The sequence below is a fragment of the Halomonas sp. A3H3 genome (assembly GCF_000982975.1).
Taxonomy (GTDB): Bacteria; Pseudomonadota; Gammaproteobacteria; order Pseudomonadales; family Halomonadaceae; genus Vreelandella; species Vreelandella titanicae.
The window spans coordinates 2,293,658-2,309,371 of the sequence record NZ_HG423343.1 but is presented as its reverse complement, the minus strand read 5'-3'; the positions used below and the strand labels follow the sequence as shown (position 1 = coordinate 2,309,371).

At 58.9% G+C, this 15,714-nt stretch carries 11 protein-coding genes; 2 read left to right on the top strand and 9 right to left on the bottom strand.

Annotated features, from left to right (window positions below; all coding sequences use genetic code 11):
- Together HALA3H3_RS10290 and fdhA are read right to left on the bottom strand one after the other, a co-directional pair.
- Positions 1-1,719, bottom strand: a complete 1,719-nt coding sequence (locus HALA3H3_RS10290; RefSeq protein ID WP_022521475.1) for an NAD(P)H-dependent oxidoreductase subunit E — start codon at positions 1,717-1,719, stop codon at positions 1-3.
- A gap of 129 nt (positions 1,720-1,848) precedes the next feature.
- Positions 1,849-3,039, bottom strand: coding sequence for a formaldehyde dehydrogenase, glutathione-independent (gene fdhA, locus HALA3H3_RS10285; RefSeq protein ID WP_022521474.1), 1,191 nt, complete (start codon positions 3,037-3,039; stop codon positions 1,849-1,851).
- A 386-nt stretch (positions 3,040-3,425) separates the two neighbouring features.
- Here fdhA and HALA3H3_RS10280 point away from each other — a divergent pair, with 386 nt between their 5' ends.
- A complete protein-coding gene (locus HALA3H3_RS10280; protein WP_022521473.1) occupies positions 3,426-5,006 on the top strand; it encodes a BCCT family transporter in 1,581 nt (526 codons plus the stop codon).
- A gap of 65 nt (positions 5,007-5,071) precedes the next feature.
- The gene (locus tag HALA3H3_RS10275) at positions 5,072-5,959 is read left to right on the top strand and encodes a DMT family transporter (RefSeq protein WP_022521472.1); all 888 of its coding nucleotides are present in this window, start codon (positions 5,072-5,074) and stop codon (positions 5,957-5,959) included.
- 81 nt (positions 5,960-6,040) lie between these two features.
- Here HALA3H3_RS10275 and etfB read toward each other — a convergent pair whose 3' ends face one another.
- The 7 genes from etfB to gbdR all read right to left on the bottom strand — a co-directional run bounded on the left by etfB (position 6,041) and on the right by gbdR (position 15,503).
- Positions 6,041-6,865, bottom strand: a complete 825-nt coding sequence (gene etfB / locus HALA3H3_RS10270) for an electron transfer flavoprotein subunit beta (RefSeq protein WP_022521471.1) — start codon at positions 6,863-6,865, stop codon at positions 6,041-6,043.
- The gene (gene etfA, locus HALA3H3_RS10265; protein ID WP_022521470.1) at positions 6,855-8,159 is read right to left on the bottom strand and encodes an electron transfer flavoprotein subunit alpha; all 1,305 of its coding nucleotides are present in this window, start codon (positions 8,157-8,159) and stop codon (positions 6,855-6,857) included. The genes etfB and etfA overlap by 11 nt, the downstream gene beginning before the upstream one ends.
- Positions 8,156-10,174 carry a (Fe-S)-binding protein gene (locus HALA3H3_RS10260; protein ID WP_022521469.1) on the bottom strand — a complete coding sequence of 673 codons (2,019 nt, stop codon included), beginning with the start codon at positions 10,172-10,174 and terminating at the stop codon, positions 8,156-8,158. The genes etfA and HALA3H3_RS10260 overlap by 4 nt, the downstream gene beginning before the upstream one ends.
- An 83-nt stretch (positions 10,175-10,257) precedes the next feature.
- Positions 10,258-12,330, bottom strand: coding sequence for a dimethylglycine demethylation protein DgcA (dgcA, locus tag HALA3H3_RS10255; RefSeq protein WP_022521468.1), 2,073 nt, complete (start codon positions 12,328-12,330; stop codon positions 10,258-10,260).
- Positions 12,331-12,353: 23 nt separating this feature from the next.
- A complete protein-coding gene (locus HALA3H3_RS10250) occupies positions 12,354-12,899 on the bottom strand; it encodes a DUF5943 domain-containing protein (RefSeq protein WP_022521467.1) in 546 nt (181 codons plus the stop codon).
- A 232-nt stretch (positions 12,900-13,131) separates the two neighbouring features.
- Entirely contained in the window at positions 13,132-14,109 is a 978-nt protein-coding gene (locus HALA3H3_RS10245) for a dipeptidase (RefSeq protein WP_022521466.1), read from the bottom strand.
- Positions 14,110-14,357: 248 nt separating this feature from the next.
- On the bottom strand, positions 14,358-15,503 hold the full coding sequence (gene gbdR / locus HALA3H3_RS10240) for a choline metabolism transcriptional regulator GbdR (protein ID WP_022521465.1): 1,146 nt from the start codon (positions 15,501-15,503) through the stop codon (positions 14,358-14,360).
- Between the last annotated feature and the right edge of the window lie 211 nt (positions 15,504-15,714).

Here is a 15,714-nt window from a genome sequence, read left to right as displayed (position 1 = left end):
CTACCCCTTGACGATTACGTTCTGGGCGGCCAGCTCGCCGCGGAAATCCTTCAACAGCCCCAGCACCGGATTAGGTGCCGCTTGGCCGAGTCCGCAAATAGAGGCATCGATCATGACCTGGGAGAGCTGCGTCATCAGCCCGGCGTCCCACTCATTCCGCTCGAGCAGGGTGAGCATTTTTTCCGTGCCCACCCGGCAGGGCGTGCATTGGCCACAGGACTCATCGGCAAAAAAGGCCAATAGGTTGGTAGCCACCCCGCGCAGATCGTCCTGATCGGAGAGTACTATCACCGCTGCGGAACCGATAAAACAGCCGTGCTCCTGAAGGGTGTCGAAATCGAGGGGAATATCGGCCTTGGCAGCGGGCAGAATGCCGCCGGAGGCGCCGCCGGGCAGGTAGGCCGCCAGGCGGTGGCCGTCGGCCATGCCGTCGCAATACTCGTCAATTAATTCATGAAGGGTTATCCCTGCGGGCGCCAAATACACACCGGGCTGCTTGACCCGACCCGAGACAGAGAAACTGCGTAACCCTACGCGGCCATGGCGACCCTGGCTGGAGAAAGCCTCCGCGCCACGCTGCCAGATCATGGGGATCCAGTAGACGGTCTCGACGTTATTGACCAGCGTCGGCCGATCAAAGAGCCCCTTCTGAGCCACAAACGGCGGGCGGTGGCGGGGTTTGCCCGGTTTGCCTTCCAACGATTCGATCATCGCCGACTCTTCGCCGCAGATATAAGCCCCCGCACCACGACGCAGCACAATGTAACCCGGCGCCACCAGACCAGCAGCCTCCAGTTCGCCAATGGCCTCGCGCAGCACGCCGTGTAACGCCGGATACTCATCGCGCAGATAGATATACAGCGCCTCGGCCTCTACCGCCCAGGCGCTGACCAAGGCGCCTTCAAGGAACTGGTGGGGCGAATTTTCCAGGTAATAGCGATCCTTGAAGGTACCGGGCTCGCCCTCGTCGGCATTGATAGCGCAGTAACGGGGGCCGGCCTCCTGGCGCACGAACGTCCATTTTTTGAAGGTAGGGAAACCCGCGCCACCCAGGCCGCGCAGATTGGCCTGCTGCATCGCTTCCATCAGCGCTTCCACCGTGACCTCTCCCTCGCGGCAGGCTTGCAGTAACGCGAAACCGCCCTCGCGGCGATAGTCGTCCAGTCGCTGCCAATCGACGGGGTCAGGATGAAAGTGTGCTTCCTCGATCACCGACGCGATACGCTCCTGAGTAGCGAACGGCACATGATAGTGCCCCACTTCCGCCACCGGCGCCGTGTCGCAGCGCCCCATGCAAGGAGCGCGCAGCACTCGCACCTGCTCGATATCCACATTCGCTTCCAGCTGTGCCTTAAGCGTCTCAGCACCGGCCAACTGGCAGGTGAGGGAGTCGCAAACGCGAATGGTCACCGCGGGCGGCGGCAACTGGTCGTCGTGAATGACATCGAAGTGGGCATAAAAGGTGGCGGTTTCGTAAACGGCCGCCATGGGCAGGTTCATGTAAGCCGCCAGGGCACGCAGTTCCGCCAACAGCAGATGGCCGCGGTTATCCTGGATGGCATGCAGGTGTTCAATCAGTAGGTCGCGGCGGCGCAGCGAGGCGTCCTGGCGTTCGTCGCCCAGCAGCTCACGCAACTCCTCTAGAAGACGGGGGTCGAGTTCACGGCCGCGGGGCTTGCCGCGGAAGCGGCGTTTGGGGATCACGGTCTGGACGGTCATGGGGTACTCATTATTATCTTGATCAGCTTTAGGCCGAATGAACGAAGACGGCACCCCGCGGGGCGCCGTCTAGGGTCGCACTGACCTGCCCTTCTTTTGGGGCAGGGTCTTTATTGAGTTAATACACTATTAAGCTACGCTGCCATGGGGGTCAATGACGAATTTCTTAGCAGCGCCGCCATCGAAGTCGGCATAGCCCTGGGGTGCCTGATCCAGAGTGATCATCTGGACATTGACCGCATCGGCAATATTGACCTTGCCGAACAGAATAGCCTGCATCAGTGGGCGATGGTACTTCATCACCGGACACTGTCCAGTATGGAAACTGTGGGACTTGGCCCAACCAAGACCAAAACGCATGCTCAGAGCCCCCTGCTTGGCGGCATCGTCAGCCGCGCCGGGGTCTTCCGTCACGTATAGCCCCGGAATGCCGATCTGGCCACCTGCACGGGTCAACGACATCGCCGAGTTGAGCACGGTCGCGGGTGCTTCTTTGCCGTGGTTGCAGCCACAGGCGTGGGCTTCGAAGCCGACACAGTCGACAAAGGCGTCGACCTCACGCTCACCGAGGATCACCTCGATCTTATCGGCCATGTCGCCGTCCTGAGTCAGGTCGATGGTCTCGCAACCAAAGCTACGTGCTTGGGCCAGACGCTCTTCGACCATATCACCGACGATCACGCAGGCCGCGCCCAGCAGCTGAGCGGAAACCGCAGCCGCCAGGCCTACGGGGCCAGCACCGGCAATATAGACAGTGCTGCCAGGGCCGACACCGGCAGTGACACAGCCGTGGAACCCCGTGGGGAAGATATCAGAGAGCAGGGTCAGATCTTTGATCTTCTCCATGGCCTGATCGGCATCCGGAAACTTCAGCAGGTTAAAGTCAGCATAGGGAACCATGACATATTCAGTCTGGCCGCCGACCCAGCCGCCCATATCCACATAGCCGTAGGCGGCGCCAGGACGAGCTGGATTAACGTTGAGGCAGATACCGGTGCGGCCTTCTTTACAGTTGCGGCAGCGACCACAGGCAATGTTGAACGGCACAGAAACCAGGTCGCCGGGTTGAATAAACTCGACGTCGCGCCCGCACTCGACGACCAGGCCAGTGATTTCGTGGCCAAGCACCAGGCCCGATGGTGCGGTGGTGCGGCCGCGTACCATATGCTGGTCGCTGCCACAGATGTTGGTGGTAACTACCTTGAGAATCACGCCGTGATCGCACTTGCGATTGCCGAGGGCGAGTTCAGGATAGGCAATGGACTCAACGGCGACCTCTCCCGGCCCCTTGTAGACCACTCCGCGGTTGGCTGCATTCATGGCTGGCTCCTGTGGCTTATTGTTCTGTTCATGATGGTTGATTGCGCTATCCCACCCTATCCCCTCCGCGCCTGGAGACTTACCCCAAAAAGGCACTCACGTATCTATTCAAGACATCCTAACCAAGATGGATAGATAGAGGTCGCTTTCACGACACTCCTCCTTTGCAACAGGCTCAACAATTCCTAGGGTTTGCACGAAAAGTCGCTGAGCGAAGGCCAGGCTAGGCAAAAATCGGCGAAAAAACGGAGTTTACGGAGTGTAAATGAGTATTTTGAGCCGACTTTTAACAACGTATGGGCGAGCGCAAGCAGTTTTCGTACAAAGCCTAGAGTCGGCGATGTGATGCATACCCGACATCTAACAAGAGCCACCAAGGAAACCCGATGAAGAACAACGACGACCCGGTTCTGTCGCCCGGACAGGACAATACACAGATCTTGGGGTTGGACTTTCATAACCCCGTCTTTCCGCTTTCTGCTCTAGCCATCCTACTGTTTATTATCTACGCACTGGTCTATCCAGATGCTGCTAATACTCACTTAGGGCTTGCCAAGAACTGGTCGATTGAACACTTCGACTGGCTATTTATGATTGCTGGCAATATTTTTGTGGTGTTTTGTCTTGTACTGATCTGCCTGCCACTCGGGCGGATTCGGCTAGGCGGCAAAGATGCCAAGCCGGAATACTCGCGCACCTCCTGGTTCGCCATGCTGTTTGCGGCGGGTATGGGCATCGGTTTGATGTTCTGGAGCGTTGCTGAACCAGTAGCCTATTATACCGACTGGTATGGGACCCCATTGAATACGCCAGCGGGAACGCCGGAAGGCGCCAGCGCCGCCATGGGGGCAACCATGTTCCACTGGGGACTGCACCCCTGGGCCATTTATGGCGTGGTGGCACTCTCACTCGCTTTCTTTGCTTATAACAAAGGCCTGCCACTGACGCTTCGCTCCGCCTTTTACCCGATCCTTGGCGAGCGAACCCGCGGCTGGGCAGGCCATATCATCGATATTCTTGCCGTGCTGGCCACCATCTTTGGCCTGGCCACCTCGCTAGGCTTTGGCGCTACCCAAGCAGCTGGAGGCCTCGCCTATTTGTTCGACATTCCCAATACCATTGGCACACAGCTGGCGATCATCCTAGTGGTCACGGTGATCGCGCTGTTCTCGGTATGGCGGGGAATCGACGGTGGCGTTAAGTTGTTCTCGAATATCAACATGGTCATTGCGGCGGCGCTGCTGCTGTTTGTGGTTATAGCGGGGCCTACCTTGATGATTCTGACAGGCATTGGCACCACGGCGCTGGACTACGTGGGCCACCTTCTGCCGCTGTCGAACTGGATTGGCCGCGAGGACGATACCTGGTACCACGGCTGGACGATCTTTTACTGGGCGTGGTGGATCTCCTGGTCTCCGTTTGTCGGCATGTTCATTGCCCGCGTATCCCGGGGGCGCACGGTTCGTGAGTTTCTTATCGCCGTACTGCTGGTACCAACGCTGGTCACACTGGTCTGGATGAGCGCCTTTGGCGGCACGGCGCTTTATCAAGCTGAAAATGGCGTGGGTGAACTGGCCAACGGCATTAGCGATGTCTCTCTGGCCATGTTCCATATGCTGGAGCAGTTGCCCCTGACCAGCATAACGTCGACGCTGGCGATTATTCTGGTGCTGGTGTTCTTCATTACCTCATCAGACTCAGGCTCGCTGGTCATCGACAATATCACCGCAGGTGGCAAGACCGATGCGCCCAAGGGTCAGCGGGTATTCTGGGCCGCCCTGGAAGGTGTGATTGCCGGTGCGCTGCTCTATGGTGGGGGAAATACCGCCCTCAGCGCACTTCAGGCGGGCGCGGTGGCCACGGGGCTCCCCTTTACGCTGGTTCTCTTGCTGATGTGCTTTAGTCTCTATATGGGGCTTCACAAGGAGTGGCGTGAACTTAACGCGGTGCCAAAAACCGCTAGTTAATCATCTCTAAACCGCCCGCCTATCCGGCGGGCGGTTTTCTTTTTTGCCAGCAGGGAGTCACAAGAATGCAGGCAACCCCTTACCAGCGCGGTCTGCTTATAGTCATCCTGGGCGTGTTGTTTCTCAGCTTCGACGGTCTGTTGATACGCCTGGCCGATACCGATGGCTGGACCATCGTATTCTGGCGCGGTTTATTGATGTTCTGCGTGCTCGGGCTGTTGTGTAGTGCTGGCAAACGGTTGGCAACACTGAGAAACACCCCCTTTTCCTCGCTAGCCTCGGCCTTGCTGCTGGGCCTGATATCCAGCCTGTTTGTGCTGGCGGTCATGAACGCCAATGTGGCCAATGTGGTGGTGATCCTGAGTACCGCGCCGCTGTTTGCTGCGCTGTTTTCACGGGTTTTCCTGGGTGAAAAAGTCGCGCTGCGAACACTAGTGGCCATTGCTGTCTGTATGCTGGGCATGGGCCCGATATTCATGGGCGAGGGGGCCATGGGGATGCTGGTAGGTAATCTTTATGCCTTGGCAGCCGCGGCAGCTATCGGCGGCAACCTGACCCTGCTGCGCCGCTATCCAGCGATTGATCCTATGACGGTGATTGCTGGTGGCGGGCTGCTCTCGGCGGCGGTTGCCCTGCCCATGGCCTCGCCGCTGGATCTGGATGCCCAGCGCTATGGCGTACTGGCACTGATGGGGCTGGTGCAGATGCCCTTGGCGACGGTGCTGATCAACAGCGCCACCCGCTATCTACCCTCTACTGAAGTGGCACTGTTCTATCTGGTCGAAACCGCACTGGGCACGCTGTGGGTGTGGTGGTTATTAGGTGAGACACCCACGACCTCGACGCTACTCGGCGGTGGTGTGGTTATCCTAGTGCTGGTACTGCATGCCTGGATAGGCTTGCGTCTGGAGAGACAGCGCCTTCAGCTTTATCCGGGTTTTGTTGGCAAATAGCCAATTCGTCGTGTGGGCCCTCGTCCAATAAAAAGCCCGCAGGGAAGCGGGCTTGAACGATGGTTAGAGGCGTGATGCGTTTCAGCGCAGCACTTCTTCCTCCTTAAGCAACTTGTAGATCGCCTCGGCGCCCTGCTCGGGGGTCACGTCGGTGAGCACCTGCCCGCCTTTGCCCTCGGACTTGGATGCCGCCGCCTTGAAGCGATCCCGGGCCGAAGCGGCCTTGACGATTTTCAGGCGCTTGGGACGTTTACGGGCGGGAGCCAGGTGCCACTGCGCCAACTCGCTATCGGCTCCAGGGCTTCCAGGCGTGACCGCCAACGTCGCGCGCCGCGCCGGGCCAAAGGCGCTTTGACGCGCTGCTGGCGCCGCTTCGTCCACGCTGATGATGGCAGGTAGGCGCACCTTGAGACGGCGACGCTGGCCCCTTGGCAACGCCTGAAGCAGCGTTACCACACCATTTTCCACCTTTTCTATCGATGCCAAGCTATTCACCAATGGCCAGCCGAGATGTTCTGCCAACGCGTAGGGCAAAAGCCCAGAACCTTCACCGCGCTCTGCCCGTGCTCCGGTGATCACCAGTTGCGGTGAGGTTGCGGCTAAATGTTCCACCAGGGCCAGAATGGCATCGCTGCCCTCAGGCTGCTCCAGCAGGGTCATAGACTCCAGCCCCATTCCCAGGTAGCCACGCAGGGCCACCTCTCCATCATCACTTTGGGGGCCAGCGTGAAGGACGTTAATCCGGGTGCCCGGCAGTTCTGCTTCCATGGCCAGCGCCAGCTCCAGGCCTCGAGCATCCTGTTCGGCGCGCCGTGCGCGTCCGGTAGTGGGGTGACGCCCGATGGAAACCAGCACCGCCACATCGATTCCCTGTTGTTGTTGCTTCTGGTGTAGATCAGGCTGCATTGCGCTGCCCTCCCCGCTGCTGTTCCACCATGGCCACTAGCGCGGCCAGAATTTGCGTGCTGTCGCCAATCACCGCCAGGTCGGCGCGCTTGATGATGTCGCACCCCGGATCGAGATTGATCGCCACTACCTTGTCGCAGCGCTGAATGCCCTGCAGGTGCTGGATAGCGCCTGAAATACCCACCGCCATATAGACTCGGGCGGTTACCCAGGTGCCGGTCGCGCCCACCTGACGATCGCGGGCCATAAAGCCGTCGTCCACCGCGACACGCGAGGCCCCTTCGGTAGCGCCGAGGACTTTCGCGGCATGGTGGAAGGCATCCCACTGCTTGACGCCGTTGCCGCCGGATAGGATGAACTCAGCCTCGGCCAGCGCCACGCCGGCGGGATCCACTGCCACCTGCCCCAGATCTTCAATACGCGATAGAGTGGTGGGAATTGACGCTGCTAGGGTCAGGTGCTCGGCCGCATGCCGCGTCTCGTCCACCGGTTCGGCGCACTCGGCCAGCGCCAGGGCAACCCGCGGCAGAGGGCGCTGGATATCCAGGCTCCCAGCGGCGCCACGGGCCGTGCAGCGCCAACCCAAAGAGGCCTCATTATCAGCCTCCACCTGCCACACCCCCGTGGCAGCGCGTTCACCCAGGCGTAAGGCAAGCCGCCGCCCCAGATCGGCTCCGCCCAGGGGTGAGTCCGGAAACAGCCAGAAGCGCGGCGTCATCTCCCGCTCAACGGCGCTTAAAGCCGCCAGACGCGCTTCTGGCGCAAACCCCGCGTAAAACTCATCATCAAGATGCACGACGCGATCGATCCCGGCTTCGCCCAGCGTCTGCTCCTTAAGCTCGCCGCCACCCTCGCCCTTATACTCACCAAATAGGATCGCCACCACAGCGCCGGGCTGTTCGGCGTCGGCATCCGCCACACGCCGGGCCAGGCCCAGCAGATCCTTGTCATGTCCGGAGAGACGCCCGCCGGTCAGGTCGGGCACCACGGCCACCAGGAAGGCGGGCTGATCAATGGTCACCGTGCGGCGGCTATCGCGGGCCGCCGTGGTGGTCGCGGTGGCCTGCCCCCCTTGCTGGAGGCCACTGCGGTCAATCCGTTTGACGCCATTGGGGCCGATAAAGCCGATGGCACGAGGATCCTTGCGCACCACGCCGTTGGGGCCCATCCATTCGCTGACCGCTCCGCCGCCCCTGTTTACACCCAGGGAGGCCAGCACCGCGGCGTTGTCGGGGTGCAGACGATTTCGGGCGATCCACTCACGACGTGGGTCGCGGCGAATAATCTCGCTCATACGGTCACCTCTTCAGCCGTCGTCGTTGCAGCAGGTCGGCGGGGCCCATCAGACGCATCACCTGCGGGACGCTCTACCAGGGCATCGGCCACCAGCTCGGCGATATCGCGCACTTCGGCGCTGGCATCCACCACCCCTTCCAGCATGGCGGTACATTGAGGGCAGCCCACTGCGACTAGCTCGGCGCCGCTCTCTTTGACGTCATTCATGCGCATATCGGGAATCCGCTGCTTGCCGGGAATATCGGTAATCGGTGCCCCGCCGCCGCCGCCGCAGCAGCGCGAGCGGTAACTGGAGCGTTCCATCTCCTTGACCTCGATGCCCAGCGCCTTAAGCACGTTGCGTGGTGCTTCGTATTCACCGTTATAGCGCCCCAGGTAACACGGGTCGTGATAGGTGACGCTGCCGCCTTTCCAAGAGGCAAAGGTCAACCGACCAGCATCAAACAGTTCGGCGATAAAGGTACTATGGTGACGTACCTCGTAATGCCCGCCTAGCTCTCCATACTCATTGCCCAGCACATGAAAGCTGTGGGGATCGCAGGTAACAATCTGCAAGAAGCGATACTGAGCCAGGGTGGCAATATTGCGCTTCGCCAGGGATTGGAACGTCGCCTCATCGCCCAGGCGCCGGGCCACGTCGCCGCTATCGCGCTCTTCGGTACCCAACACCGCGAAATCGACTTCAGCGGCGCGCAGCACTTTGACCAGTGCACGCAAGGTGCGCTGGTTGCGCATATCAAAGGCGCCATCCCCTAGCCACAACAGCACATCGACCTGCTTAAGATCTGCCATGAGCGGTAGGCTAAGATCCGCCGCCCAGTTGAGCCGCGAGCCAGGATCGAAACCGCCGGGATTGTCGGTGGCGATCAAATTGTCGAGCACCTCGGCGCCTTTGTTGGGCGTTTTGCCACGCTCCAGGGTCAGGTGGCGGCGCATATCGACAATCGCATCCACGTGCTCGATCATCATCGGACACTCTTCCACGCAGGCACGGCAGGTCGTACACGACCATAGGGTATCAGCGTCGACCAGAGCCTTCCCCTGCAGCGCCACAATGGGCCCATGAGGAGAGCCTGCGTGTTCACCTACCGGCTTGCCCCCAAGCCCTTGTGAAGGGTGCGGGGAGCCAGCATAGGCAGCATCACTGCCCCCCGCCATACCCACCACCATGTCCTGGATCAGCTTCTTGGGATTGAGCGGCTGACCGGCGGCAAACGCGGGGCAGACCGCTTCGCAGCGACCGCACTGCACGCAGGCGTCGAAGCCCAACAGCTGGTTCCAGGTAAAGTCGGCAGGCTTTTCTACCCCGAGGGGCGCCGCTTCATCCTCCAGGTTTAGCGCCTTAAGGCCCGTTGATCGGCCAGCGCCCCCTTTCTTGGTGGAAAAGCGTTCGGCGCGACGATGGAAGGCCAGGTGCAAGGCACCGGCGAAGGCGTGCTTCATGGGCCCGCCCCAGGTCATGCCGAAGAACATCTCCCCCAGGCCCCAGGCCACGACGCCCGCTAATACCAGCGCCAAAAGCCAGCTACCACTGCCTTCAAGCAGGCCTTCGGGCAGTAGGCCCACCGTGGGTAGGGTGATCAGGAAAACGCCTAGCGAAAACGCCATCAAACTCTTGGGCAGGCGCATCCAGGACCCCTTGGAGAGCCGAGCGGGCGGGTTAAGCCGTCGCCGCGCCACGAAGAGGCTACCGACGAACATGGAGGCGCTAGCCAGTAGCAGTAATCCGCCTAGCAGTGGATTGGCGATCCCCAGACCGTGCACCAGGATCATCAACACGGCAGCGGCCACGAAGCCACCGGCGGTGGCCACGTGAGTGTTGGAGATCATTTTGTCACGCCCCACTACATGGTGCAGATCCACCAAATAGCGGCGCGGCAGGGCCACCAACCCCTTGAACAGGCTCACCCGCGAGGGGCGCCCCTGACGCCACAGGCGTATACGGCGTACAGCGCCGATTACTGCCAGGGCCAGGGCAGTAAAAATCAGTATCGGCAAGAGCGTTTCGAGCATGGTGCTCACCTCATCTTTGGTGCCATTGGCTTCGGCGGCGGGGCTGCTCTGGCGCCCCGCATTATTGTTGGCTTTCGCCTAAGTCAAAAGTCCTTGCAGATTCGCAGGGCGTCGTAAATGGCCGCATGGGTGTTACGTGGTGCCGTGCAGTCGCCTAGCCGGAACAGCAGGAAACCATCTCCTGACTCGCTCAGACAAGGCTGCGGCTGGATTGCATAGAGTGCTTCCAGATCCACCTGCCCTCTGTTGCGGGACTGCTCTTTAAGCGCGTAATAAAGCGCCTCATCAGGGCGTACACCGTTCTCAACGACCACCTGATCCACCACGCGCTCTTCCAGAGCCCCGGTGTACTCGTTTTCGAGCACCGCCACCAAGCCATCGCCCTCGCGGTAAACCTTATGCAGCATCAGGTCGGAGGACATGATCACCTCCTTCTCGTAGAGGCTGCGGTAGTAGGTGGGGAAGGTGGTACCGCCCACCGCCGCACCGGGCTTGATATCGTCGGTGACGATCTCCACCTTGGCGCCCTTATCGGCGATAAAATCCGCCACCGAGACGCCGGAGAACTCGCAGATGGCGTCATAAATCAACACGTTTTTACCTGGTGCCACTTTGCCAGAGAGAATATCCCAGGTGCTGACTACCAGGCTCTCCTCAGCATTCTCCGAGTAACCCCACTCGGGGTGCTGGCTAAGGAAGGGCTGGCCACCGGTGGCAAGCACCACGATATCCGGGCGCAGATCGAGCAGCGTTTCCTCATCGGCGCGGGTGCCCAGACGCAGGTCGACTTTTAGCCGCGCCAGCTCCAGCTGGAACCAGCGGGTGATACCGGCGATCTGGTCACGCTGGGGTGCCTGGGCGGCAATCGTGATCTGCCCACCCAAGGAGTCAGCGGCCTCAAACAGCGTGACGTCATGGCCACGCTCGGCGGCGACGCGCGCCGCTTCCATGCCACCAGGGCCACCGCCCACCACGACGACTTTGCGTTTGGCGCCCTCGGTTTTCTCAATGATGTGGGGCAACCCCATGTATTCACGGGATGTAGCGGCGTTTTGAATACACAGTACGTCAAGGCCCTGGTACTGTCGGTCGATGCAGTAGTTAGCGCCCACGCACTGCTTGATCTGATCGATCTGGCCCATCTTGATCTTGGCGATCAGGTGAGGGTCGGCAATATGTGCCCGGGTCATGCCCACCAGGTCTACGTAGCCCCCTTCGAGGATACGCTGGGCTTGATTGGGGTCTTTAATGTTCTGGGCGTGGATCACAGGCACGTTCACCACTTCCTTGATCCCCGCCGCCAGATGTAAGAACGGCTCCGGCGGGTAGGACATATTAGGAATAACGTTAGCCAGGGTGTTGTGAGTGTCGCAGCCAGAACCGATAACGCCGAAGAAATCCACCATACCGGTGGCATCGTAGTAGGCGGCGATCTGCTTCATATCGTCGTGAGAAAGACCGTCCGGGTGGAACTCGTCGCCGCAAATGCGCATGCCGACGCAGAAGTCGTCGCCCACTTCAGCACGCACGGCTTTAAGCACTTCCATACCGAAGCGCATACGGTTCTCGAAGCTACCGCCCCACTCGTCCTCACGCTTGTTGACCCGTGGGCTCCAGAACTGATCGATCAAATGCTGGTGCACGGCAGAGAGTTCGACGCCGTCGAGGCCCCCTTCCTTTGCCCGGCGCGCGGCCTGGGCAAAGTCGCCGACAATACGCCAGATCTCTTCTTCCTCAATGGTCTTACAGGTCGAGCGGTGCACCGGCTCGCGGATACCGGAGGGTGATACTAGGGTCGACCAGTCGAAACCGTCCCAGCGGGAGCGGCGTCCCATATGGGTAATCTGGATCATGATCTTGCCGCCGTGCTTATGCACGGCATCGGCCAAATTCTGGAAGTGCGGAATAATGCGATCGGTGGAAAGGTTTACCGAGCTCCACCAGCCCTGAGGGCTATCGATGGACACCACCGATGAGCCACCGCAAATACATAGACCACAACCACCTTTGGCCTTCTCCTCGTAGTACCCCACGTAGCGCTCAGTGGTCATACCGCCGTCAGTGGCATGCACCTCAGCGTGAGCGGTACTGACCACACGGTTGCGGATGGTCAGCTTACCGATCTCTATCGGCTCGAAAATTGCGTCGAATGCCATGTTTGTCTCTCCTCGTACCCCAGTTAGCGGGCAGCGTCGGTCAGCGGCTGGACGGCGAAGATGCCTACATCACAGCCAGGCTCGGCTGCACTCTGCGTCTGCTCGGCAACGGTACGCAGTGAACTTCCGCAGGCAGCGAGGATTTGATCCATGGCCCCGGCGAACCAACCGGTGAACATGTACTCTTCCTTGTTCCCGGTTTTGCCAAGCTGGTAAACAAAAGCGCTGTGCTCAAGTCGTACTTGGGCAGTGCCCGAGTCGAGATCGATCTGTTCAGTAATGAATAGCCCCCAACCGCGCTGGGAAAGGCGGGTCATGTAGTGCTCAAATACCGCCTCTCCGCTAATGTCGTGTAGCTCGGCCTCTTTCTCACACCAGTGCCAGGCGCTCTTGTAGCCTGCGTGATAAAGAATTTCGGCATACTTCTCAGCACCTAGCGCCTCTTCTACGGCTACGTGGTTATTGATAAAGAAGTGCCGTGGCACATAGAGCATAGGCAGCGCATCGGTCGTCCAGACGCCTGTTTCGCTATCCACTTCGATGGGCAGTGCGGGGGCCAGTTTGGTCACGGTTGTATTCCTCAAATCTTGCTGATTGTTATGAAGTAGCTAAGCAGCCGTTCTGCAAGGGAAGCGACGCCGGGGATAGGCCGTAGAGGGGGTCTTTTGCCATGGATGGCAAAAGTAGCGTCCAGGGATGGATTCACAGCGCCCCCTCGTAGGCCTATCGCCGGTAAAGCCGCGTGTCAGGGCACTACTGCGGCTTTACCTCTGGCGCCCGTCCCTTGCTATGGCGGTATCCTCAGGCGCCCCACACATCCTTAAGCACACGCACCCAGTTCTCGCCCATGATCTTGCGCACCTGAGTCTCACTTAAGCCACGCTTAAGAAGTGCCTCGGTGAGATTAGGGAACTCCCCAATGGTGCGGATCCCTTTGGGATTGATGATCTTGCCAAAGTCAGTGAGGCGACGGGCGTAGCCCTTGTCATGGGTCAACCACTCGAAAAACTCTTGACCATGCCCTTGGGTGAAATCGGTACCGATGCCGATAGCGTCCTCACCGACGATATTCATGACGTACTCGATCGCCTCGCAGTAGTCTTCGATGGTGGAGTCAATGCCCTTCTTGAGGAACGGCGCAAACATGGTGACACCAACAAAACCGCCGTGGTCGGCAATGAACTTCAGCTCTTGATCAGATTTGTTGCGCGGATGTTCTTTGAGGCCGGAGGGCAGGCAGTGGGAGTAACAGACTGGTTTTTTGGACTCGAGAATGACTTCCTCGGAGGTTTTGGCACCAACGTGGGAGAGGTCGCACATCATACCCACGCGGTTCATCTCGGCGACGATCTCACGGCCAAACCCGGATAAGCCGCCATCCCGCTCGTAGCAGCCGGTACCCACCAGGTTCTGGGTGTTGTAACACATCTGCACGATGCCCACGCCCAACTGCTTGAAAATCTCTACGTAGCCAATTTGGTCTTCGAAAGCATGAGCATTCTGAAAGCCAAAGATGATGCCGGTCTTGCCCTCCTCTTTCGCCCGCGTGATGTCAGCAGTGGTACGAACAGGGCGCACCAGGTCGCTACACTCCGCCATCAGCTGGTTGGATTTGACGATATTATCGACCGTGGCCTGAAACCCCTCCCACACGGAGACGGTGCAGTTGGCAGCGGTAAGACCGCCGCGACGCATGTCCTCAAGCAACTCACGATTCCATTTGGCGATGATCAGGCCATCAATGACGATAGCGTCATTGTGCAGTTCAGAGGGGGTCATAGCTAAGCTCCAACATTGGTTAATGTAGCGAGCATAGCGCTGACGTTGGGTTTAGCTGCTCTTGGAAACGACGGCGGAAATTCCAAAAGCGTCATCGTGTCGTGAACACGACAACTACTCATGCTCCTGCAAACATGTTCCTGCAAGCACTGCAGCGGAGTAATATTAAAATAGTGAGTAGTGTTCATAAAAAAACGCGCTCCCCGAAGGCGGGCAGCACGTTTCAAATGTTGGTTACCCAGTGAGTCTCAGTTCAAGAGCGGCACGCTGGCAAAAGTAGGCTCGCCCTGGGCATAGGCAAGCGCCTGCTGGGCACTCGAAAGAGGTTCGCTTTTATAAGGCTCGCCTCCCCATCGTTTGATTAACGATGGCGATTTAGTTTGGTTATTTCCTTGGCGGTCGTGCACACCCAAGCGCTCATTTCTCGGCGGCACACCAAAATATTCACGATAACACTTGGAAAAATGGGGCGTGGACACAAAACCGCAAACAGAAGCAATCTCGATAATCGACAGAGGCGTTTGCTTGAGCAACTGACGAGCGCGCACTAAACGCAGCTTGAGGTAATAGCGAGACGGTGAACAAAGCAAATAGCGCTGGAACAACCGCTCCAACTGGCGCCGTGAAACATTCACATAGCTTGCCAGTTCGTCGAGCTCGATGGGCTCTTCAAGGTTGGATTCCATCAACGCCACAATTTCTAACAACTTAGGCTGAGTGGTGCCCAGCACGTGCTTAAGAGGTACCCGCTGCTGATCCTGCTCGTTACGCACGCGTTCATAGATAAACATCTCGGAAATGCCTGCCGAAAGCTCGCGCCCATGGTCGTGAGCAATCAGGTTGAGCATCATATCGAGCGGCGCTGTGCCGCCTGAAGCGGTGAATCGATCACGATCAATAGAGAAAAGGTGCGGGGTCAGAATAACGTTGGGGAACGCTTCCTGCATGGAGGCCAGACACTCCCAGTGCACACTGGTTTCATAGTGATCCAGCAATCCGGCCTGCCCTAGCGCCCAACTGCCCGTACATACCGAGCCTAATCGTTTTAACTGGCGTGACTGCGACTGAAGCCAGCGTATGTGGTCACGGGTAACGCTGTGCTGCGGACCTACCCCGCCACAAACGACCACCCACTCAAGCGAGAGCGGGGTCTGCATAGAGGCATCAGGAGTCACCTGCAGCCCATCGCTGGCGCGTACGGGCAGACCGTCTTGGGTCAGGGTAAACCAGCGATACAACTCACGACCGGCCAGTTGATTGGCCATCCGTAAAGGTTCTATCGCCGACGCCAGGGAAATCAGTGTGAAATTATCTAATAGTAGAAAACCAAGGGTTTGCGGTTCGCCCGCACGATTGGTATTTGCTGCCGGGTCTTTTGCTAGATTTGATGTCATGGTTTTACCCTCCGTCACCTTTTAATCATCTTTTTTTTTCTTATTAGTATGTAGGCGTCGCTGGCGTCTTTTAGTTTCCCTTTACTAGCGTGAATACTCACTAGTTCAGGGGTGGCATTGCTCTTTGGTCGTATATTGGCACGAATAGGGCGGATAGCGACAAAACGATTGCGCGAACTTGGCTCTCCGTCGCAAATGCAACACTGGAGGT